The sequence below is a fragment of the Muricoccus harenae genome, assembly GCF_009848505.1.
Lineage (GTDB): Bacteria > Pseudomonadota > Alphaproteobacteria > Acetobacterales > Acetobacteraceae > Roseomonas > Roseomonas harenae.
On record NZ_WWDL01000013.1, the window covers coordinates 52,311 to 70,842 of the forward strand.

The 18,532-nt window shown below is 69.0% G+C and carries 24 protein-coding genes; 4 read left to right on the forward strand and 20 right to left on the reverse strand.

Translation table 11 applies throughout. The features are described 5' to 3' along the window. Positions 1 to 2 precede the first annotated feature (2 nt). The 5 genes from pcaG to GSE44_RS11300 form a co-directional block, all read right to left on the reverse strand. Complete coding sequence (pcaG, locus tag GSE44_RS11280; RefSeq protein ID WP_235924725.1) at positions 3 to 608, reverse strand: protocatechuate 3,4-dioxygenase subunit alpha; 606 nt, start codon at positions 606 to 608, stop codon at positions 3 to 5. Further along, the gene (gene pcaH, locus GSE44_RS11285) at positions 601 to 1,323 is read right to left on the reverse strand and encodes a protocatechuate 3,4-dioxygenase subunit beta (protein WP_159348898.1); all 723 of its coding nucleotides are present in this window, start codon (positions 1,321 to 1,323) and stop codon (positions 601 to 603) included. The genes pcaG and pcaH overlap by 8 nt, the downstream gene beginning before the upstream one ends. Further along, a complete protein-coding gene (gene pcaDC / locus GSE44_RS11290) occupies positions 1,320 to 2,471 on the reverse strand; it encodes a bifunctional 3-oxoadipate enol-lactonase/4-carboxymuconolactone decarboxylase PcaDC (RefSeq protein WP_159348899.1) in 1,152 nt (383 codons plus the stop codon). Before pcaDC ends, pcaH begins: the two co-directional genes overlap by 4 nt. Before the next feature lie 130 nt (positions 2,472 to 2,601). Next, positions 2,602 to 3,465 (reverse strand): ABC transporter permease, encoded by an 864-nt coding sequence (locus GSE44_RS11295; protein ID WP_159348900.1) that lies wholly within the window; start codon positions 3,463 to 3,465, stop codon positions 2,602 to 2,604. Then, a complete protein-coding gene (locus GSE44_RS11300; protein WP_159348901.1) occupies positions 3,455 to 4,306 on the reverse strand; it encodes an ABC transporter ATP-binding protein in 852 nt (283 codons plus the stop codon). The genes GSE44_RS11295 and GSE44_RS11300 overlap by 11 nt, the downstream gene beginning before the upstream one ends. Positions 4,307 to 4,520: 214 nt before the next feature. Here GSE44_RS11300 and GSE44_RS11305 point away from each other — a divergent pair, with 214 nt between their 5' ends. Continuing rightward, a complete protein-coding gene (locus tag GSE44_RS11305; RefSeq protein ID WP_159348902.1) occupies positions 4,521 to 4,934 on the forward strand; it encodes a rhodanese-like domain-containing protein in 414 nt (137 codons plus the stop codon). Between the two features lie 45 nt (positions 4,935 to 4,979). Here GSE44_RS11305 and GSE44_RS11310 read toward each other — a convergent pair whose 3' ends face one another. Further along, positions 4,980 to 5,945: a Bug family tripartite tricarboxylate transporter substrate binding protein gene (locus GSE44_RS11310; protein ID WP_235924727.1), complete on the reverse strand. Its 966-nt coding sequence runs from the start codon at positions 5,943 to 5,945 to the stop codon at positions 4,980 to 4,982. A gap of 237 nt (positions 5,946 to 6,182) precedes the next feature. Here GSE44_RS11310 and GSE44_RS11315 point away from each other — a divergent pair, with 237 nt between their 5' ends. Beyond that, the gene (locus tag GSE44_RS11315) at positions 6,183 to 6,824 is read left to right on the forward strand and encodes an HAD hydrolase-like protein (RefSeq protein ID WP_201306034.1); all 642 of its coding nucleotides are present in this window, start codon (positions 6,183 to 6,185) and stop codon (positions 6,822 to 6,824) included. Between the two features lies 1 nt (position 6,825). On the opposite strand, the gene GSE44_RS11320 is transcribed toward GSE44_RS11315, so the two are convergent. The 3 genes from GSE44_RS11320 to GSE44_RS11330 are packed head-to-tail and all read right to left on the reverse strand — an operon-like array spanning position 6,826 to position 9,073. Next, positions 6,826 to 7,503, reverse strand: a complete 678-nt coding sequence (locus GSE44_RS11320) for an amino acid ABC transporter permease (RefSeq protein ID WP_235924729.1) — start codon at positions 7,501 to 7,503, stop codon at positions 6,826 to 6,828. Positions 7,504 to 7,520: 17 nt separating this feature from the next. Next, a complete protein-coding gene (locus tag GSE44_RS11325) occupies positions 7,521 to 8,204 on the reverse strand; it encodes an amino acid ABC transporter permease (protein WP_159348904.1) in 684 nt (227 codons plus the stop codon). A 23-nt stretch (positions 8,205 to 8,227) separates the two neighbouring features. Continuing rightward, positions 8,228 to 9,073: a transporter substrate-binding domain-containing protein gene (locus GSE44_RS11330; protein WP_159348905.1), complete on the reverse strand. Its 846-nt coding sequence runs from the start codon at positions 9,071 to 9,073 to the stop codon at positions 8,228 to 8,230. Positions 9,074 to 9,235: 162 nt separating this feature from the next. On the opposite strand from GSE44_RS11330, the gene GSE44_RS11335 reads away from it, so the two are divergent. Continuing rightward, on the forward strand, positions 9,236 to 9,436 hold the full coding sequence (locus tag GSE44_RS11335) for a hypothetical protein (RefSeq protein ID WP_159348906.1): 201 nt from the start codon (positions 9,236 to 9,238) through the stop codon (positions 9,434 to 9,436). 4 nt (positions 9,437 to 9,440) lie between these two features. Here the strand turns inward: GSE44_RS11335 and mtnA are convergent, their stop codons facing one another. From mtnA to GSE44_RS11350, 3 genes are read right to left on the reverse strand one after another with little or no spacing between them, the layout of a single operon-like run. Beyond that, on the reverse strand, positions 9,441 to 10,547 hold the full coding sequence (gene mtnA, locus GSE44_RS11340; RefSeq protein WP_159348907.1) for an S-methyl-5-thioribose-1-phosphate isomerase: 1,107 nt from the start codon (positions 10,545 to 10,547) through the stop codon (positions 9,441 to 9,443). Positions 10,548 to 10,551: 4 nt separating this feature from the next. Then, on the reverse strand, positions 10,552 to 11,052 hold the full coding sequence (locus tag GSE44_RS11345; protein WP_159348908.1) for a UPF0262 family protein: 501 nt from the start codon (positions 11,050 to 11,052) through the stop codon (positions 10,552 to 10,554). After that, positions 11,045 to 11,524, reverse strand: a complete 480-nt coding sequence (locus tag GSE44_RS11350) for a DUF983 domain-containing protein (RefSeq protein ID WP_159348909.1) — start codon at positions 11,522 to 11,524, stop codon at positions 11,045 to 11,047. Before GSE44_RS11350 ends, GSE44_RS11345 begins: the two co-directional genes overlap by 8 nt. Before the next feature lie 136 nt (positions 11,525 to 11,660). On the opposite strand from GSE44_RS11350, the gene GSE44_RS11355 reads away from it, so the two are divergent. Further along, a complete protein-coding gene (locus tag GSE44_RS11355; protein WP_159348910.1) occupies positions 11,661 to 12,302 on the forward strand; it encodes an aspartate/glutamate racemase family protein in 642 nt (213 codons plus the stop codon). A gap of 55 nt (positions 12,303 to 12,357) precedes the next feature. On the opposite strand, the gene GSE44_RS11360 is transcribed toward GSE44_RS11355, so the two are convergent. The 8 genes from GSE44_RS11360 to GSE44_RS11395 all read right to left on the reverse strand — a co-directional run bounded on the left by GSE44_RS11360 (position 12,358) and on the right by GSE44_RS11395 (position 18,412). Continuing rightward, entirely contained in the window at positions 12,358 to 12,627 is a 270-nt protein-coding gene (locus GSE44_RS11360) for a hypothetical protein (RefSeq protein WP_159348911.1), read from the reverse strand. A gap of 107 nt (positions 12,628 to 12,734) precedes the next feature. After that, the gene (locus GSE44_RS11365; protein ID WP_159348912.1) at positions 12,735 to 13,211 is read right to left on the reverse strand and encodes a hypothetical protein; all 477 of its coding nucleotides are present in this window, start codon (positions 13,209 to 13,211) and stop codon (positions 12,735 to 12,737) included. A 124-nt stretch (positions 13,212 to 13,335) separates the two neighbouring features. After that, the gene (locus GSE44_RS11370; protein ID WP_159348913.1) at positions 13,336 to 13,629 is read right to left on the reverse strand and encodes a hypothetical protein; all 294 of its coding nucleotides are present in this window, start codon (positions 13,627 to 13,629) and stop codon (positions 13,336 to 13,338) included. A 44-nt stretch (positions 13,630 to 13,673) separates the two neighbouring features. Further along, complete coding sequence (locus GSE44_RS11375; protein WP_159348914.1) at positions 13,674 to 14,642, reverse strand: N-carbamoyl-D-amino-acid hydrolase; 969 nt, start codon at positions 14,640 to 14,642, stop codon at positions 13,674 to 13,676. A 79-nt stretch (positions 14,643 to 14,721) separates the two neighbouring features. Beyond that, a complete protein-coding gene (locus GSE44_RS11380; protein WP_159348915.1) occupies positions 14,722 to 16,428 on the reverse strand; it encodes a helicase HerA-like domain-containing protein in 1,707 nt (568 codons plus the stop codon). Positions 16,429 to 16,584: 156 nt separating this feature from the next. Further along, on the reverse strand, positions 16,585 to 16,863 hold the full coding sequence (locus GSE44_RS11385; RefSeq protein WP_159348916.1) for a hypothetical protein: 279 nt from the start codon (positions 16,861 to 16,863) through the stop codon (positions 16,585 to 16,587). Continuing rightward, positions 16,860 to 17,033 (reverse strand): hypothetical protein, encoded by a 174-nt coding sequence (locus GSE44_RS11390; RefSeq protein WP_159348917.1) that lies wholly within the window; start codon positions 17,031 to 17,033, stop codon positions 16,860 to 16,862. Before GSE44_RS11390 ends, GSE44_RS11385 begins: the two co-directional genes overlap by 4 nt. Next, positions 17,030 to 18,412 carry a dihydroorotase gene (locus tag GSE44_RS11395; protein WP_159348918.1) on the reverse strand — a complete coding sequence of 461 codons (1,383 nt, stop codon included), beginning with the start codon at positions 18,410 to 18,412 and terminating at the stop codon, positions 17,030 to 17,032. Before GSE44_RS11395 ends, GSE44_RS11390 begins: the two co-directional genes overlap by 4 nt. Positions 18,413 to 18,532 lie beyond the last annotated feature (120 nt).

Consider the following 18,532-nt stretch of genomic DNA (forward strand, 5'->3'; position numbering starts at 1 on the left):
GCCTAAACGGCCATCCAGACGGTCTCGCCCTCGCCCTGGAGGCGAAGATCGAGCGTCCAGGTGCCGTTCCCGGCGGGCTTCGCGATCATCGTGCCGCGCCGCGCCTCAGGCACCGCCTTCAGCACGGGGTCGGTGGCGTTCAGCGGCTCGCCCTCGAAGTACAGCCGGGTGGAAAGGTGCTGCAGCAGCCCGCGGGCGAAAATGGCCAAGGCAACATGAGGCGCCTGCATCGCATTGCCGCCGGCATGCGGGCCGACCGGCACGGGGCCGGGCTTCAGTGTCACGAAGCGGAAGCGCCCCTGCTTGTCGGTGGCGCAGCGGCCATAGCCCTGGAAGGCAGTGGGATCACCGTTCTGGTCGGGATAGCGGCCGGATGGATCGGCATGCCAGATCTCCACCAGCGCATCCGTCACCAGCGCACCCTTGCCGTCCTTCACCGTGCCAGCGAGGGTAATGCGCTCGGCCCCCTCAGGCAGCCTGTCGGCGAAGTGGCGGGTTGTGTCGGCCCATTCCGGGAAGTCGACGAGGTGCCAGTAGGGGCCGGCGGTCTGATGGGCCGAGGCGACCAGCGCGTCGGAGGGCGCCAGTTCCGGGGTCGCCTCAGTCATGGTGACCATCCTCCATCGGTGTGGCCTCGCGCCCACGCAGCACAATGTCGAAGCGGTAGCCCAGCGCCCATTCCGGCTTTGTCATCTCAAGGTCGAACTTCGCGACGAGGCGGTTCCGCGCCGCCTCATCCGCCACCGTGTTGAAGATCGGATCGAGCGGCAGCAGCGGGTCGCCCGGGAAGTACATCTGGGTGATCATGCGCTGTGCGAAGCCCGAGCCGAACAGGCTGTAATGGGTGTGGTTCGGCCGCCAGGCGTTCTGATGGTTCCGCCAGGGATAGGCACCCGGCCGGATGGTGACGTAGCGGTACCAGCCCTCATCATCGGTGAAGACGCGGCCCATGCCCCGGAAATTGGGGTCGAGCGGCGCGTCATGCGTGTCGCCCTCATGGTTGTAGCGCCCGGCGGCATTGGCCTGCCATACCTCCACCATCGCGCGGCGGATTGGGCGGCCATCCTCGTCGGTCAGCCGGCCGCCGACGATGATGCGCTCGCCCATCGCCTGGCCCTTGCCGTTCTCCAGCACCGTGAGGTCCGTGACCTCGGGGTAGCGGGCAGGGGTGAAGATCGGGCTGCTCGTCTCGGTCAGCGTGTGCGGCAGTTCGAGCAGCGGCTGGGTCGGGTAGCGCGCATGGGTACTGCCGTAGGAAGGCGAGTTCAGGGGCGGCTGGGTTGCGGGATTGGGACGGCGATAGCCGTGGACGACATCGCTCATGACGTCTTCTCCATGTCCGCCACAATTTCCTTGGCGATCTTCAGCGCATGATTGGCCACCGGCACGCCGGCATAGGCGCCGACCTGCAGCAGGACCTCCGCAATCTCCTCTGGCGACACGCCGGTGTTGCGCGTCGCCCGGACATGCAGGCCGAACTCGCCCTCCCGCGCCAGGGCGGCCGTGACGGCCAGGGTCAGCAAGGAGCGCGTGTGGCGTGGCAGGCCCGGCCGGGTCCAGATCTGGCCCCAGACGTTGCGCGTGATGTAGTCCTGGAACGGCGCGTCCAGCGGCGTGACATTCGCCTGGGCGCGGGCGACATGGGCCTCGCCCAGCACCGCCTTGCGCACGCCCATGCCAGCGGCGAGGAAATCATCCTCCGCTCCCTGGGCGAGATGCGCCTGAAGGGCGGCGACGATCGCGTCCGCGGCTTCGAAGGTCGGGATGTGGGAGACGCCGGGCAGCACGATCAGGCGGCTGCCGGGAATGGCGTCGCGAATCGCCTCGGCGGCGGAGACGGGAGAGGCATGGTCCAACTCGCCCACCACCACGGTCGCCGGGCCGCGGAGCCGGCCCTGAAGCGGCGCGGCGGTGGCGTCGCGCAGCGCAGCGCAGGCAGCGGCATAACCCTCGGCCGGGGTGCCCATCAGCATGGCGCGCAGCGCGCGGGAAGAGGGGGAGGCCTGGTCGACCACCCAGCGTGCCATCACCCCCTCGGCCACCGCGGCCATGCCACCGGTCCCCACCGCCTCGATGCGGGCTTGCCAGTTGGAGGGCGGTGTGAACTCCAGCGCGGTGTCGAGCAGGAAGAGGGAATGCACGCGCTCCGGCTGGGCGGCCGCCATCTCCATCGCGATTCGGCCGCCAATCGAGATGCCGGCGACATGCGCGGCCTTCACGCCGAGCGCGTCCAGAAGGGCCAAGGCGTCCTCGGCCAGTGTTGCGATGGTCGTCTCGCCAGGGACGAGGCTGGTCAGCCCGTGGCCGCGAAGGTCGCAGCGGATGACACGATGGGTGCGGGCCAGCGCCTCGGCCTGGGGATCCCAAACATGAAGATTGGTGCCGAGGCTGTGCAGCATGAGAAGCGCCGGGGCGCCGGGCGGGCCCTGGACCTGCACATGCACCGATAGGTCGCGGAGCGCGATGAACATCCGGCCGTTATTCTCCCCTGGCGATCCCGCGGCCCCCGCACCGGCCGGGCGCCGTGGCGGAAGGGGGAATACCGACCAGAAGCCCTATCATGGCGTTCCCGAGTAGGGAAAGCCGGGTAGGGGCGGGCGGTTAAACCCCCGCCACCGAGACCTGACCGGAATCCCGGCCCCGCATGGCCCAGCCCGTGGTGCGGTTCTCGATGGCCACGGCCACCACATACATCACCACCCCCATGACACCGGTGATGATGAGCCCGGCGAAGACCAGCGGTACGTCGAAGCGGGACGAGGCAAGCATCATCAGGTGCCCGATTCCCTTATTCGCCGCCACCGTCTCCGCCATGATCGAGCCGACGAAGGCGACGGTGATCGCGATCTTCAGCGATGCGAAGAAATAGGGCATCGCCCGCGGCAGGCCGACCTTGCGGATGATGTCGGTGGGCCTGGCGCCCAGGGCTCGCAGCACGTCCCGCAGTTCCGGCTCCACGGTGGCAATGCCGGTCGCGACATTCACCACGATGGGGAAGAAGCTGATCAGGAAGGCGGTGATCACCGCCGGCACCGTGCCGATGCCGAACCAGATCACCAGGATCGGAACCACCGCGACCTTCGGCACCGAGTTGAAGGCAATCAGCAGCGGATAGAGCCCGTGGTACAGCAGCGTGGAGGAGCCGATCGCGACCCCCAGCAGCAAGCCGAAGACAATCGCCAGGGCGAAGCCGATCAGTGTCGTCATCAGCGTCTGCCAGGCATTGTCGAGCAGCGGCAGCCACCACTTCACCATGCTGGCACTAATGGCGGAGGGCGCCGGCAGGATGAACTGCGGGATGGCGAAGGCCTGGCAGCCCAGCTCCCAGACCAGGAGGGCGCCAATGATGATCAGCCAGGGCAGCGCCGCCTGGAGCCTGCGCCGGCGCCGCGCGGCGGTGGCAAGGGCATCAATCCGGCATTGGGCGGCGGTGGGCGCGGTGGAGGGGGTGGTGTCAAGCGGCATGGGTGGTCTCCTGGCCGAGCCCGGCTGCCTTGCCGGCGATCTCCTCGCCGCGCCGCGCGGCGCTGATGTGCTCGCGCAGGTCGTGGACCAGTTCCTGGAAGGGCTGGGTATAGGTGATGTCGAGGGCGCGGGGCCGGGGGAAGGGAACAGCCCGTTCCGCGATGATCCGGCCAGGGCGCGCCGACATGATGAGGACGCGGTCCGCCAGGAACACAGCCTCCTTCAGGTCATGGGTGACCAGGATCACGGTGGGCTTGAGGATGTTGCACACACCCTGCAACTCCACCCAGAGGTCCTCCCGGGTGAAGACGTCCAGCGCGCCGAAGGGCTCGTCCAGCATCAGCAGCTGCGGGTCGTGCACCAGGGCGCGGCAGAGGCTGGCGCGCTGCTGCATGCCACCGGAAAGCTGGTGGGGCGTCTTGTCCTCGAAACCCTTCAGCCCGACCAGCTCCAGCAGCTTGCGAGCCTTGTCCTCATACATGGCGCGCTCGGAGCGCAGGCGGCGGCGATGCGGCTCCACCACCTCCAGCGGCAGCATCACGTTCTGCAGGATCGTTCGCCAGGGCAGCATGGTCGGGGCCTGGAAGGCCATTCCGGCGATGGAGAGGGGGCCGTCCACTTCCCTTCCGGCCACGATTACGCTGCCGGCCGAGCAGGGCCAGAGGCCGGTCACCAATCGCATCAGAGTGGACTTGCCGCAGCCCGAGGGGCCGACCACCGCCACAAACTCCCCCTTGCCGACTCGCATGGAGGTGTTGCGCAGCGCCAGCGTGCCATCCGTGCCCCCATAGCGCATGGAGACCTCGTCGATCTCCACGAAGGGCTTCTCGAACCCCGTCATCGCCGCCCATCCCCCCACGCACTCGTTCGCAGCCCTGGCATCCACAACTCTCGCATCCCCAGCGTCTTGCAAGGCTCATTGCAAGGCTCGCGCCATCGTCTTGCACGGCTCGCACCGCGTCGGAACCGCAAATCGGTGCCGTCAGCCCGCCGGGCCTTGGCACCCGGGCGGCGGGAACCCAATCTGCCGGGCTACATCAAGCGAGGACGCGCCCATGCCGGTCGAGGACATCTCCCCCCAGGAGAGCTATCAGGCGCTGAAGAGCGATCCCGACACCATCCTCGTCGATGTCCGGACGGATGCCGAATGGAACTTCGTCGGCATCCCGGACCTCTCGGAGGCGGGAAAGCAGCCGGTGCTCATCCCCTGGCAGCTCTACCCCTCCATGCAGGTGAACGGCGCCTTCGTCGAGCATCTGCGCCGGGCGGGCGCCACGCCGCTCAGCAAGCTGTACTTCCTCTGCCGCTCCGGTGCGCGGTCCCTCGCCGCCGCCCAGGCCGCGCAGGCGGCGGGCTTCCCCAGCTCCTACAACGTGGCGGATGGCTTCGAGGGGCCGGTGGATGCGGAAGGCCACCGCGGCCGGACCGCCGGCTGGAAGGCCTCGGACCTGCCCTGGCGCCAGCGCTGAGGGGCGATGCCAGGACCGGGGCGCCAGGACCGGGGACCGGGGGCGTCACTCCACCCGGATGTTCGCCCGCTTCGCCACCTCGCCCCAGCGGCGGGTCTGGTCGGCGACGAAGTCCCGGAACTGGTCCGGGGAGAAGGTGCCGGCGGTGATGCCCAGCTCCTCGTAGCGGGCCTTCACCTCCGGGCTCGCCAGGGCGGCCAGCGCCTCGCGGTTCAGCCGCTCCACGATCGGGCGCGGGGTGGCGGCGGGGGCGAACAGGCCATGCCAGGATACACTCTCGAAGCCCGGCAGGCTCTCGGCCAGGGTGGGCACGTCAGGCGCCTGCGGGACGCGCTGCAGGCTGCCCACGCCGATGGCGCGGACACGCCCCTCCTTCGCGTGCGGCCAGCCGGAGGAGAAGTTGTCGAAGGCCATGGGAAGGGTGCCGCCCAGCATGTCCGTCATGATCTGACCGCTACTGCGATAGGGGACATGCACCGCCTGGGTGCCGGTCAGCTGCGTGAACAGCTCCCCAGCCAAGTGGATCGAGGTGCCGACGCCGGAGGAGCCATAGTTGATCTGCCCCGGCCGCGCCTTCATCAGCGCCACCAACTCCTGTACCGTCCTGGCCGGGATGTTGTTCGCCACCACCAGCATGTTCGGCTGGCTGCCGAGCAGCGCCAGCGGGGCGAAGTCGCGCAGGTTGTCGAAGGGGATGCGCGGGTAGATCGAGGGGTTGATCGCATGGCTGCTGATCGTGCCCATGCAGATGGTGTAGCCATCCGGCGGCGCCTTCGCGCAGGCCTCCGCGCCGATATTGCCGCCCGCGCCCGCGCGGTTGTCCACCACCAGTGGCTGGCCAAGGCGCTTGGACATCTCGGCGCCCACCAGCCGGCCGATGAGGTCAGTCGTGCCGCCAGCCGCGAAGGGCACGATCATGCGAATGGAGCGGCTTGGATAAGCCTCCTGGGCGAGGGAGGGAACAGGCGCGAGGGCAATGGCGCAGGCCATGCCCATCAGGGCGCGCCTCATCTTGCCGGATCCGGGCATGGTCGTTCCTTTCATGGACCGCCCTTTCGGCAGGGCGTGTAGTTTCAGCTGGCAGGCTGAGCGCGCGGCCGGGAAGGCGTCAAGCGACGCGGCCTATGCCTCGCCCGCGTCATGGACGGAGCGCGGATGGCGGTTCCCGCCACCTGTCCGGCGCTGGCCCGTTGACGGCCGCAGGCCCAGGACCTACTGGCGCGCGCCCTGCTGCCCGGATGTCCTGTCGTGATCCCCCGCCTCGTCATCTTCGATTTCGACGGCACCCTCGCCGACAGCGCCGCCTGGGTGATGCGCACGCTGAACGAAGAGGCGGACCGCTTCGGCTATCGCCGCGTCGATGAGGCGGAGATCGCCGCGCTGCGCGGCCAGGACAATCGCGCCATCATCCGGGCACTTGGCGTGCCGATGTGGAAGCTGCCGATGATCGCCACCCATATGCGCCGGCGCATCACCGAGGATGCCGGTAGCATCAGGCTCTTCCCCGGCACCGAGACGATGCTGCGGGCGCTCTCCGCGCGGGGCGCGACGCTGGCCATCGTCACCTCCAATGAGGAGGCGGTGGTGCGTCGGGTGCTTGGGCCGGAGCTGGCGGATCTCGTCGCCTTCATGGAATGCCGCGCCTCCATCTTCGGGAAGGCGCCGCTGCTGCGCCGCGTGCTGCGACGCGCCGGACTGCCCGCCGAGACGGCCATCGCCATCGGCGACGAGGTGCGGGACATCGAGGCGGCGCGGAAGGCGGGCATTTCATCCGGCGCCGTCGCCTGGGGCTATGCGACGCCGGAGATTCTGCGGGCACGGAACCCGGCGCGCTTCTTCGCGCGGATGGAGGAGCTGGCGGACGCGCTGTGCCCGCGGGGCGCGGCCTGACTCAGCCGCGCCCTGCCACCGCGCGATTCTCCAGCCGCGACAGCAGCCGCACCACCGGCCAGAGGATGATGAAATAGGCCAGGGCCGCCGCCACGATGGGCGAGGCATTGTAGGTCACGCTCTGCGCCTGCCGCGCCTGGAACAGCAGCTCGGGCAGCGCCACCACCGAGGCGATGGAGGTGAGCTTCACCACCTCCAGCGTGTTGGACACGAGGTCCGGCATCACGTTCCGCACCGCCTGAGGAATCACGACCAGCCAGAGCGCGAGGGATGGCCGCAGACCAAGGGCACGCGCCGCCTCCATCTGCCCGGGATGCACGCTGTCCAGCCCCGCGCGCAACACCTCGCCGTAATAGGCGCCGGTGTTGAGGAAGAAGGCGAGCGCGACCGCGCCCCAGGGGCCGAGATCGACGCCGAGGAAGGGCAGCCCGGCGTAGAGGAAGATCAGCAGCACCAGCGGCGGCAGGGCGCGGAAGGTGTCGGTCCAGATGGCGAGGGGCCAGCGCACCCAGCGGGTCTTCGCGCGGGACAGCAGGGCAATGGCCATGCCGCCACCCAACCCCAGCGGGATGACGATCGCGGCAAGCAGCAGCGTCTGCATCAGCCCGCGCCAGAGGATCGGCATGGCGCGGAGAATGATCTCCAGGTTGAGGAAGGAGTCGACGAAATCCTCGAACACGGCTTAGCGGCCCTCGCTCAACGGCTAGGAATGGCGACGCGCCGCTCGATCCACCGCCCGAGCCCGACCACGGGCAGGAACAGCAGCGCATAGGCGATGGCGCCCAGCGTGAGCGGCGAGGGATTGCCCGAGAAGGCCATGGCCGATTGCGCCGCCCCCAGGATCTCGGCCACCCCCACCACCGAGGCGAGGGCCGTGCCCTTGGTGATGGCGATGGTGCGGTTGGTGAGCGGCGGCACCACCATCCGCACCGCCTGGGGCAGGATGATGTGGAACAGGATGGGCAGGAAGCGCAGCCCCAGCGCCTTGCCGGCATCCCACTGCCCCTTTGGGGTGGCAGTGATGCCTGCCCAGAAGATCTCCTCCGAAAAGGCGGCGAGCACCAGGGTCAGCGACAGCCAGGTGGCCCAGAAGCCGGAGAGGGAGATGCCCATCCCCGGCAAGCCGAAATACAGCAGCACGATGATCACCAGCGGCGGCAGCGCGCGGAACACGTCCACCAGCAGGATGATCCCCCAGTTCACCACCCGCAGCCCGAAGGCGCGCAGCACCGCCAGCCCCAGGCCGAGCGCCAGCCCTGCCGCGACGATCAGCGCGGCAAGCGCCACCGTCAGCACGAAGCCGGAAGCAATCTTCGGCAGCCACTCCGCCATCACCTTCGCGTTGAGGAAGGTGATGGCGAATCCGTCCAGCCCACCCATGCCAGTTCAGGACCCGCGCCGGCTCAGCTGCAGCGCGGCTCGTGCGGCGTGGCGTCATGTCCCGGCAGGCCGGGGACGCCATAGCCGGGGAAGATGGTGTTCTCGGCATCGTCCGCCGCCGGCTTGGCGCCGAACCACTTCTCGGACAGGGCGGCGAGCGAGCCGTCCTTCTTCATGCATTCCAGCACGTTCTCGACCGCATTGCGCAGCTCGGCATTGTCCCGGCGGAAGGGGGCGGCCCAGTGCGCGCGCGTCTCCCGCAGGGAGAAGTCCGGCACCAGGTTGCGCTGCTGGCTGGCGGCGTATTTCACCACCGTGTTCCCTGCCAGCACCGCATAGGCGCGGCCGGAGATCACGGCCTGCACCGCATCCGGGTTCGTGTCATAGGTCTGGAAGGTGAAGCCCAGCCGCTCGGCATTCGCCTGGGCCCAGGCGTCATAGGCGCTGCCCTTGTTCACGGCGATCACCTTGCCGCGCAGGTCATCCGTGCTGCGGATGGAGGCATTGCCGCGGCGGATGCCGAACTGGAACTCGGTATAGAGATATCCCTCGGCGAAGAGCATCGACTCCGCACGCTCCTTCGTCACCGTGACCGGCGCCGCGAGGAAGTCGTAGCGCCCGGCGTTTAGCGCCGGAACCAGGCCGGAGAAGGAGGCGCTGTCGATGGTGATCTCGCGTCCCATGCGGCGCGCGACCTCGCGGAACAGGTCCACGTTGAAGCCTTGCACCCCGCCCTCCATCCGCGGGAAGGCATGCGGCGCGAAGGTGCCGTCCACCGCCGTCCGCAACGGCGGGCCGCCCTGGGCAAGGGCGGGGAGGGAGGCGGCGGGCAGGGCCGCCAGGGCGGCGGCGAGCAGGAGGCGGCGCATGCGGGTATTCCTCATGGGATTCGGCGGTGATGCGAGCCTTGCATGCAAGCCTTGTGCAGGGGAGGGGATTTGCCTCGATAATGCCATGTTCTGGGCAAGTCTTCGCCCTGCCGGAGGCGTTTAAGGCCTTGCCGGCAATCATGCCGGCTAAGGAGCCTCGCCATGGACCGCATTGCCCTCGCTGCGATCACCTTTGGCCTCGTCCTGATCCTCGCCATCGTTGGCAGTCTGGTGAACGGCGTGTCTTCGGACAGCCTGCCCATCCTGGCAGCCGTCGGCGCCACGCTTTCGGGCGGCGCCATCGTGGCCGGCCTCACGGTCCTCGAGCGCCGTGCCTTCTCCCCCGCCCGCCAGCTGACCTGAGCGTTCAGGCCTTCTCGGGGTAGAGCCCGGCCAGTCCCGCCTCGCTCGCCTCGCAGCGTCCCCTCTCCGTGATCAGGCCTGTCACCAGCCGGGCCGGAGTCACGTCGAAGGCCGGATTGGCGGCCGGGGTTCCCTCCGCCGCCACTCGTACCGTCGCTACGCTGCCATCGGGCAGGCGCCCGGTGGCATCCGTCACCTCGGATCCGGACCGCTCCTCGATCGGGATTTCCACCAGCCCGTCCCGGACCTTCATGTCCAGGGTGGAATGCGGCAGGGCCACCCAGAAGGGAACGTCGTTATCCTTCGCGGCCAGGGCCTTGAGATAGGTGCCGATCTTGTTTGCCACGTCGCCCTGACGGGTGACACGGTCGGTACCAACCAGGACGATATCCACCAGCCCCCGCTGCATCAGGTGCCCGCCGGCATTGTCGGCCACCAGCGTGTGCGGCACGCCATGCGCGCCCAGCTCCCAGGCGGTCAGCGCCGCGCCCTGGTTGCGCGGGCGGGTCTCGTCCACCCAGACATGCACGTCCATGCCAGAGTCATGGGCTTGGTAGATGGGGGAAAGGGCGGTGCCGAAATCCACCGTCGCGATCCAGCCCGCGTTGCAATGCGTCAGCACCCGCACCGGCTCTCCCGCCCGGCCTTGCCGCGCCTTGCGGGCGGCAATCTCCTGCAGAAGCGGCAGGCCGTGCTCACCGATGCGGCGGTTGGTCTCCACGTCGTCGTCGCAGATAGCCGCCGCCTCGGCATAGGCGGCATCGGCCCGACGCTCGGGCGGGTGGTTACGGGTGGCCGCGCAGATCCGGTCCAGCGCCCATTTCAGGTTCACGGCCGTTGGGCGCGTCTCGTTCAGCATCGCCGCCATCCGCTCCAGATTCTCGATGGACGGATCCCGGCGCAGGGCCATGGCAAGCCCATACGCGCCCACGGCGCCGATCAGTGGTGCGCCCCGCACCTGCATCGAGCGAATGGCCTGCGCCACCTGCTCCTCATCGGACAGGCGCAGCGTCTCCACGGCCCAGGGCAGCTTCGTCTGGTCGAAGATGCAGATGAAATGGCCGTCCGTGTCCAGCCAGACGCTGCGGAAGGGCTTGCCGTCAATCTTCAAGGTGTCAGATCCGTTGGTGCAGGGCGCAGACCAGGGTGAAGAGGCGGCGCGCGGTCTCGAAATCGAGTGTCACACGGCCATCCAGGCGCTCGCGCAGCAACTCGGCCGCCTCGTTGTGCAACCCGCGGCGGCCCATGTCGATAGCCTGGATGCGGGCTTCGGCCGCACCCTCTGTCACCGCCTGCTCATGGCCGTCGATGACCATCTGATAATCCTTGATCAGCCGTCGGAACGGACCAAGGGCGAGCAGATAGGCGTGCAGTGGTGCGTCAGCCTCGTCCCGGATGTCCAGGACCAGCCGGCCGTCGCGCAGCGCCAGGTGCAGCACATAGGGGCCCGGCGGCAGGCCGGTGGGGGAAAAGCGGTTGCCAGCCAGAAGGTCCGCCACGGCCTGTAGCCGGTCTGCCTCCGCAAAGGCAGAGGGGAGGGGCGCGTGCTCCTCAAGCTCGATCCGCACGATGTCACGAGACGCCACGGCAGGTTCGGCCAGCGCGAGTTCAGCCATCGCGGGAGGTGCCGGTGTCGGCGGGCCAGCTGTGCGGGCTGTCCTGGTCGGCAAAGCCCAGCTTCATCATCCAGCCGACCACGGCCCCCTTCGCCGGGCGCAGCAGCAGTGTGCAGACGACGGCGAAGAGCGGCAGCCACACCGCCATCTGCAGGAGCATCGGCGGCTCATAGGCCTTTTCAATCCAGAAGATCGGGGGGAAGAGGATATGACCCGTCAGGAAGATGACGATATAGGGCGGCGCGTCATCCGCCCGCAGCTGGCCGAGCGGCGCATGGCACACCTCGCATTCCGGGACCACTTTGAGGAAGCCCCGGAAGACCTTGCCCTCTCCGCAGTTCGGGCAGCGGTTCAGCATGCCCCGCCGGACCATGGTGAGCATGGAGGGCAGTTCGGCCTCTCCGGCCGCGGCGCGCGCGGAAGCGGACCGCCAGGTCGTCACGGTTGGGGGCACTGCTGGCGGGCTGGGCATGACGGCGGTCCTCCAGGGGCTTGCGGCATAACGCTGCCCCAGCATGCTTTGTTGCGGTGCAATATGGGCGGCCGGGGACGGGACGGCAAGCGTCCATGGGCTTGCCGTGCGCGGGGCCGGCCGCCACCATCGAGGAATGGAACGCCGCATCCTCGTCATCAACCCGAACAAGGATGCAAGCTGCACGGCCGGCATCGCCGCGGCGCTGGAGCCCTTCGGCCGTCCCGGCCAAGCCCGCTTTGACACCATCCAGCTTCGGGAAGGCCCCGATTGCATCGCCAGCTGGCAGGACTGGTACGGCGTGGCCCTGCCGCTCTGCGCCGCCGTCCAGGCCGAAGCCGCCGATGCCTATGTCATCGCCTGCGTATCCGATCCAGGGGTCGAGGCGGTGCGGGAGGTAACGGACCGTCCGGTCATCGGCCCGTTCCGCTCGGCCGTCCTGGCCGCCATGGCGCGGGCGGACCGCTTCGGCGTCATCGCCTTCGTGGACGCCAGCAAGGAGAGGCAGCGGCGCGTGCTGCTTTCCATGGGCGTGGAAAACCGGCTGGCGGCGACCGAGGCGCTCAACTTGTCCATGTCCGCGCTGACCGACCCGGAGGCGCCCCGCGCCGCCCTGGTGGCTGCCGGCCAGCGGCTGGTTGAGGCGGGAAGCGCCGCCGTGGTTCTGGGCTGCACCGGCATGGCGGGGCACCGGGCCTATCTGGAGGCGGAGATTGGCGTGCCGGTCATCGAGCCCTGTGCCGCAGCGGCGGTCCAGGCGCTGCTCGCGGTGACCTGAAAAAGCGAGCGCCCGGCCCCTGCGGACCGGGCGCGATGCAGGGGAAGCGCGGCGCTCAGCGCGTGGCGACGGTCTGGGTCGATGCATCGCGAGCCGGCCCGTTCCGGGCCAAGCGGTTCCGTTCGCGCTCCCAGTATTCGCGGCGAAGGTTGCGAGCCTCGCGCTCGCGGTCCTGAAGCTCTGTCCGCGCCGTCGGCTTCACCTCGGAGGCTCGACTGAAGCCGCTGAGGAAGCTGCCGAAAATCCCGTCATCGGCATGTGCCAGGGAGGGCGCGCCCATGGCGAGCCCGGCGATGGCGAAGGCGGCAAGAACTGGGCGGGGCATGAATGGGTCTCCTGCCGGCTACAACGCCTGCTTGTGCGGCGAAGTTGCCGGCGGAGGGGCCGCAGGCCGCCTGCGGGGAAGGCTGGGCCTGCGGCGCTCAGCCGCTCTCAGCGGCGCCGGTCCCCCTCCGCGCGCCGCCGCTGCTCGTCCAGCCGGCGCTGCTGCTCATCGATCTGCCGCTGCTGCTCGGCCAGTTGGCGGTCGCGATCCGTGCGCTCGCGGTCTCGACCGGGGCGGGACCTTTCGTCATCGCCGAAGCGTTCGCCACGGCTCTCGCGGCGCTCACGGTTGCGCTCCGACGCCTCGCGACGGCGCTCTGACTCCCCCCGCTCATCCTCCATGCGACCGCGACCACGCTCCCCGGAGAGGCTGCGGTCGTCATTGCGGTCGCGGCGCGCCTCTTCCCTCCGGCGGCGCTCCTCATCTTCGGCCCGGCGGCGGTCCTCCTCCGGATTGCCGCCGAACTGGCGTATGGCGCCGTCCAGCAACTGATTGAGATTCTGCGCGCGAGCGGATGCGGCGCCAAGCGCGACCAGGGCAAGGCTGCCGGAAATCAGGAATTGGCGGCGCATCGGGTTCTCCATCTGAGTGGCTCCAGGTGGAGCCAGCCGTCGGAAAGGAAACGCAGCGCCGGTGGCACTGTTGCGGCTCGGAAAAGGCCGCTCCGGGGCAGGGTGGCGAGATGGCAGCCGCCTCCGCGCTCACGCCTCAACGCTGCGGATTGTCGCTGAGCAGCGGGAGGGTGGTGCCGGCCCGGACCCGCGGTGTGCTTATTTCAGCATCGCGGCTGGTGGGCGCGACCGTCGGCCGCTCCCGGTTCATGTCATCCACCACGCCTGCTGTGCTGCGCGCGCCGCCTGCCTCCAGGTCCCGCGCCACATCGGTTACGCGGTCGCGCCGCTGGTCGCGCTCCAACTCCTGCTGCGCCTGGCGCTGCGCGGGGCTCTGGGCGATGGCAGCCGGGGCTGCCAGAACAATGAGGGCGAGGGCGATGCGGCGCATGGGATACCTCCATGGCCTCAACGCGCCCCGCCCACGAAGGGTTGTCAGCCGCCCTTCGGATGCCATTCTGCCGGAGCTTCGGCGCCGGTCTGGGCGGTGATGCGCCCGTAGGCCTCCACGCGGCGATGCGCGGCGAAGTTGAAGATCGTCTCGCGCCCCAGCCGGCACATGTCGAGGTCGCAATCGGCAACGATCAGCTCGTCGTCCCAGGAGGTGGCCTGGGCCATGATCTCGCCCTGCGGGTTCACGATGATGGAATGGCCGAACAGCTCATGCCCGTCCTCCGTGCCGCCCTTTGCGGTGCCGACGCCGAAGGTGGCGTTCTGGTAGCAGCCCGCCTGCAGCGAAAGGTGGGAGTGCAGGACGCGCAGGTGGTGGGCCTCGAAGCCGCGGTTGTCCATGTTCAGGCTGGGCGTGTTGTAGCCGATCATCACCAGCTCCACGCTCTGCAGCCCCAGCACGCGCCAGGCTTCCGGCCAGCGGCGATCATTGCAGATCAGCATGCCGAGGTTCACGGGCCCAGCCCCACCGACCGGGGCACGCACCACGGGGAAGCCGAGGTCACCCACCTCGAAGTAGCGCTTCTCCAGATGCTGCACCCTCCGGATCGGGTCGTATTCGGCGTGCCCGGGCAGATGCACCTTGCGGTACTTCAGCACGATCTCGCCCGAGGGATCGACGAAGACCGCCGTGTTGAAGTGCCGCCCTTCCGGCGTCTTCTCGGCATAGCCGAGATGGAAGGCGATGCCGTATTTGCGCGCCGCCTCAAACAGCGGGGCGGTCGCGTTCGAGGGCATGGAGGTCTCGAACCAATGGTCTGCCGCCGCGCGGTCCTCCTCGTACCAGCGGGGAAAGAAGGTGGTGAGCGCGAGCTCCGGAAAGACCACCACCTCGGCGCCGCGGCGATGTGCCGTCTCCATCAGCCGCACCATGCGGCCCACGGCGACGTCGCGGCCCTCTGCCTTCTGGATGGGGCCGAGCTGGGCGGCGGCGACGGTCAGGCGACGGGACATGCGATCGAACTCCGTAGGTCAGGTGAAGGGAAGCAGGCAGCGCGGGCCTTCCGTTTCGGCAAGAGGCCTGCCGCGAGGGTCAGCGCTTGAGGAGAGAGCCAAGCACGCCGCGGACCAGCGCGCGGCCGACCTGGCTGCCCATGCTCCGCATCGCGGACTTTGCCATGGCCTCCACAGCCCCCTGACGCCGGCCGCCGCCGCCGGTCAGCACATCCGACAGCACGCCGCCCCAGCCGCCCGCCTGGCCGGCCGGTGGCGGAGCGGTGCGTCCCGCGCCGCGCGAGGCGGTTGGATCGGTCGGCACCGGCATGCGGCGCATGGGGGGCAACGACGGCGGGACGGAGCCGCCCCAGGGGCTTCCGGGCATGCCGGGTGGCGGCGAGGGACCGCCCCAGGGACCGGGGCTGTTGGCGCCGCCCGCCACGCCACCCCAGGAGCCGTCCATTGCCGGGTCGGGCGAGGTGTCGCCCATGCCGGCGGTGCGCGGCGCGGTATCCTCCGCCACCGTGGTGGCCCGGCCGGAGAGGTGTTCATAGGCGGAGACCCGGTCAAGCGGCGTGTCGTATTTCGCCCCGATCGGACTATGAGCCTGAATGACTGCGCGTTCCTCCGGCGTGATGGCGCCCATGCGCGAACGCGGCGGCAGGATCTTCGCGCGATCCACCACACCCGGCTGGCCCCCGGGCTGCAGAGTGGAAACCAGCGCCTCGCCGACCGAGAGTTCCATGATGGCGGTGTCGGTGCGGAAGGCAGGATTCGGGCGGAAGGTTTCGGCGGCTGCGCGCACAGCCTTCTGGTCGGCCGGCGTGAAGGCGCGCAGGGCGTGCTGCACGCGATTGCCTAGCTGACCCAGCACTGTGCCCGGCAGGTCCAACGGGTTCTGGGTAACGAAGTAGACGCCGACGCCCTTGGAGCGGATCAGCCGGACCACCTGCTCGATCTTCTCCAGCAGCGCCTTTGGCACGTCCCGGAACAGCAGATGCGCCTCGTCGAAGAAGAAGACGAGCTTGGGCTTGTCCAGGTCACCCACCTCCGGAAGCTCCTCGAACAGCTCCGACAGGAGCCAGAGGAGGAAGGTCGCATACAGGCGTGGGCTGCCGGCGAGCTTGTCCGCGGCGAGAATGTTGACCGAGCCGCGGCCGTCCGGCGTCAGCAGCATCAGGTCGGTCAACTCGAGCGCCGGCTCGCCGAAGAAGTGCTCGGCTCCCTGCTGCTCCAGCGTGAGCAGGCGCCGCTGGATGGTGCCGATGGTGGCCTTGCTGACATTGCCATAATGCGTGGACAACTCGCCCGCACGCTCCGCCACATGGGCCAGCAGCGCGCGGAGATCCTTGAAGTCGAGCAGGAGAAGGCCCTGGTCATCGGCCAGGGCGAAGGCGATCGCCAGCACGCCCTCCTGGGTGTCGTTCAGGTCGAGTAGCCGGGCGAGGAGCAGCGGGCCCATTTCCGCGACCGTGGCGCGCACCGGATGACCTTGCTCGCCGAACACGTCCCAGAACACCACGGGAGAGGCCTGCCACGCGAAGCCCTCGGGACCGAGGCTTGCCGCACGCTCGGCAATCTTCGGATTGGGCTTGCCGGGTTGGCTCAACCCGGCGAGGTCGCCCTTGATATCGGCGCAGAACACCGGAACGCCCGAGCGGGAGAAGCCTTCGACCAGGGTCTGCAAGGTGATGGTCTTGCCGGTTCCCGTCGCGCCCGCCACCAGCCCGTGCCGGTTGGCCAGGGCAAGATGCAGGTACTGCGGTGACGTACCCTTGCCGATGAGGATCCTGTCGCTCGCCATCTCAGTCATCTCCCCAGGCATGGCGCCACCATCTTTTGCGGGGAGCGGAGAAGTGCTCCCAGTCGGGTCCTCTATACGCCCCACGGCGTCTGACCGACGCGGCGGATCGTGGGCCGGCCATGCATCGCCATTCCATCCATATAGTAGAGTGTGGAGTCATTCCGGACGATCAGGCTTGCGCCAAGGCACTGGATCGGCGGGCGGTGGCACGCGGCGGCCGGTCAGTGGCGGCGGGGCCGTGTAGCGCGCCTCGAGCGGGGCGTCGTCGCCCGGCGCATTGCGCGAGACCAGCCACCAGGCGATGCGGCCACACAGGATGCCACAAACCAGTGCAAGCAGCGCGTTCGGGACGGAAGTCCCGGGGCCCGTCAGCCAGACCCAGAAGCCGAAGCCCGCCAGCCCGGCAGGAAGCGCGACGATCAATGGCCGGTTCATCGCTTACCCTTCATCATGGCGAAGCCAGCGCCCACCAGCGCGATGATCGCGCCAGCCATATAATGCGCAAGCCCAACGCCGCCCCGTCCCATGTCCAGCACCACGAACAGGGCCAGTCCCAGCCCTGCCAGGGTGATCAGCACGACAAGAAGGGGCGGCGGACGGTTCATGCCAGCGCGATCGGCATTGCGTGCTGGCGCGGCACGAAGCGGCCGTCTCCGGGCTTCGCCAGCACCGTCTCGCCATCCCAGATGCGGGTGCCGCGCAGATAGGTGGCAGCCACCCGGCCGCGAAGGGCCCGGCCGTGATAGGCGGAGTGCTGGAATTCCGGCCGGTCGAGGATCTTCGCCTGATCGAAGGTGAAGTCGCCGCGTTCGATGATGCAGAGATCGGCGTCGCTCCCGACGGCGATGCTACCCTTCTTCGGATTTAGCCCATGGTAGCGGGCGGGCTCGGCGGCGCAGTACTTCGCCATGAGCGTCAGCGGCAGGCCGCGTTCCTCCAGCAGGGTAAACATCACCGGGGCGAAGCTCTGCATCCCCGTCAGCCCGGCGCCGAGGGCGAAGATGTCGCCCTTGTATTCCTTCCGCTCCCGCTGCCAGGGCGCGTGGTCGGTGGAGATATAGGCAACCCTGCCGTCCAGCAGCGCCGTCCACATGCGCTCCACCTCATCCTTCGTGCGGAAGGGTGGGTTGCACTTGCCGAAGCCCTTGAGGCGGACGATGTCCTCCTCGGTCATGCAGAAGTAGTGCAGGCAGGCCTCGCCGGAGGAGCGGGCGCCGGCGCGGCGGAAGTCCTCGGCGATGGCGAAGCCGCGGGCGAGGGAGGAATGGGCGATATGGACATGCGCCCCCGTCTCCAACCCGATCTCGAAGATCGCGAGATTGGCCAGGTTCTCGGCCAGGGGCGGGCGGGTGCGGCAATGCATGATGGGATCGGTCTGGCCGGCCGCCTTCGCCTCGGCGGTCAGCTTCATCACCAGTTCCTGGTCCTCGTTATGGACCGCGACCATCAGGTTGGTTTTCGCGATCTCCTCGAAGGCCTCGCGCATCAGTCCCGGGTCGATCCGGGGAAAGCGCACCGCATCGTATTCATAGGTGGAAAACTTGAAGGAGCAGGCGCCGGCCTCGGCCAGGCCGGCGATGGCCTCCACGCCCCCGTTCTTGCGGATGGTGCCGTAGAGGGCGACATCCACATGCGCCAGCCGGTGCAGCCACTCCACCTTTTCCTTCAGGATGGCGGCATCGGTGACGGGAATGGGGATGTCGTAGGGCATGTCGACGCAGGTGGTCACGCCGCCGGCGGCTGCGGACAGCGTCGCGCCCTCGATGCCCGGCCAGCCGATGGCGCTGGCGGTGTGCATGTGGCCATCCACCAGCCCGGGGAAGACGAGGCGGCCCGAATGGTCTTCCACAGCCGTCGCGGGCGGCGGCGCGCCCTGGCCGATGGCGGCGATCGCCTCCCCGCGCACGGCGACATAGCCGCCCTCCAGCACCCGGTCGGGAAGCACCAGATCGCCGAGGATCACGCGGTCGAAGGGAAGCTGCATCGGTCGGGTCCTGCCTGTTCGGCGGGAGGCTAGACCGGATCGCGTCGCGCTGGAATTGCGTCCGCCGCACCGGCTGCATCGCAGCGGCGCGGCGCCATGGACGGGCGCGCGATCCGAGCG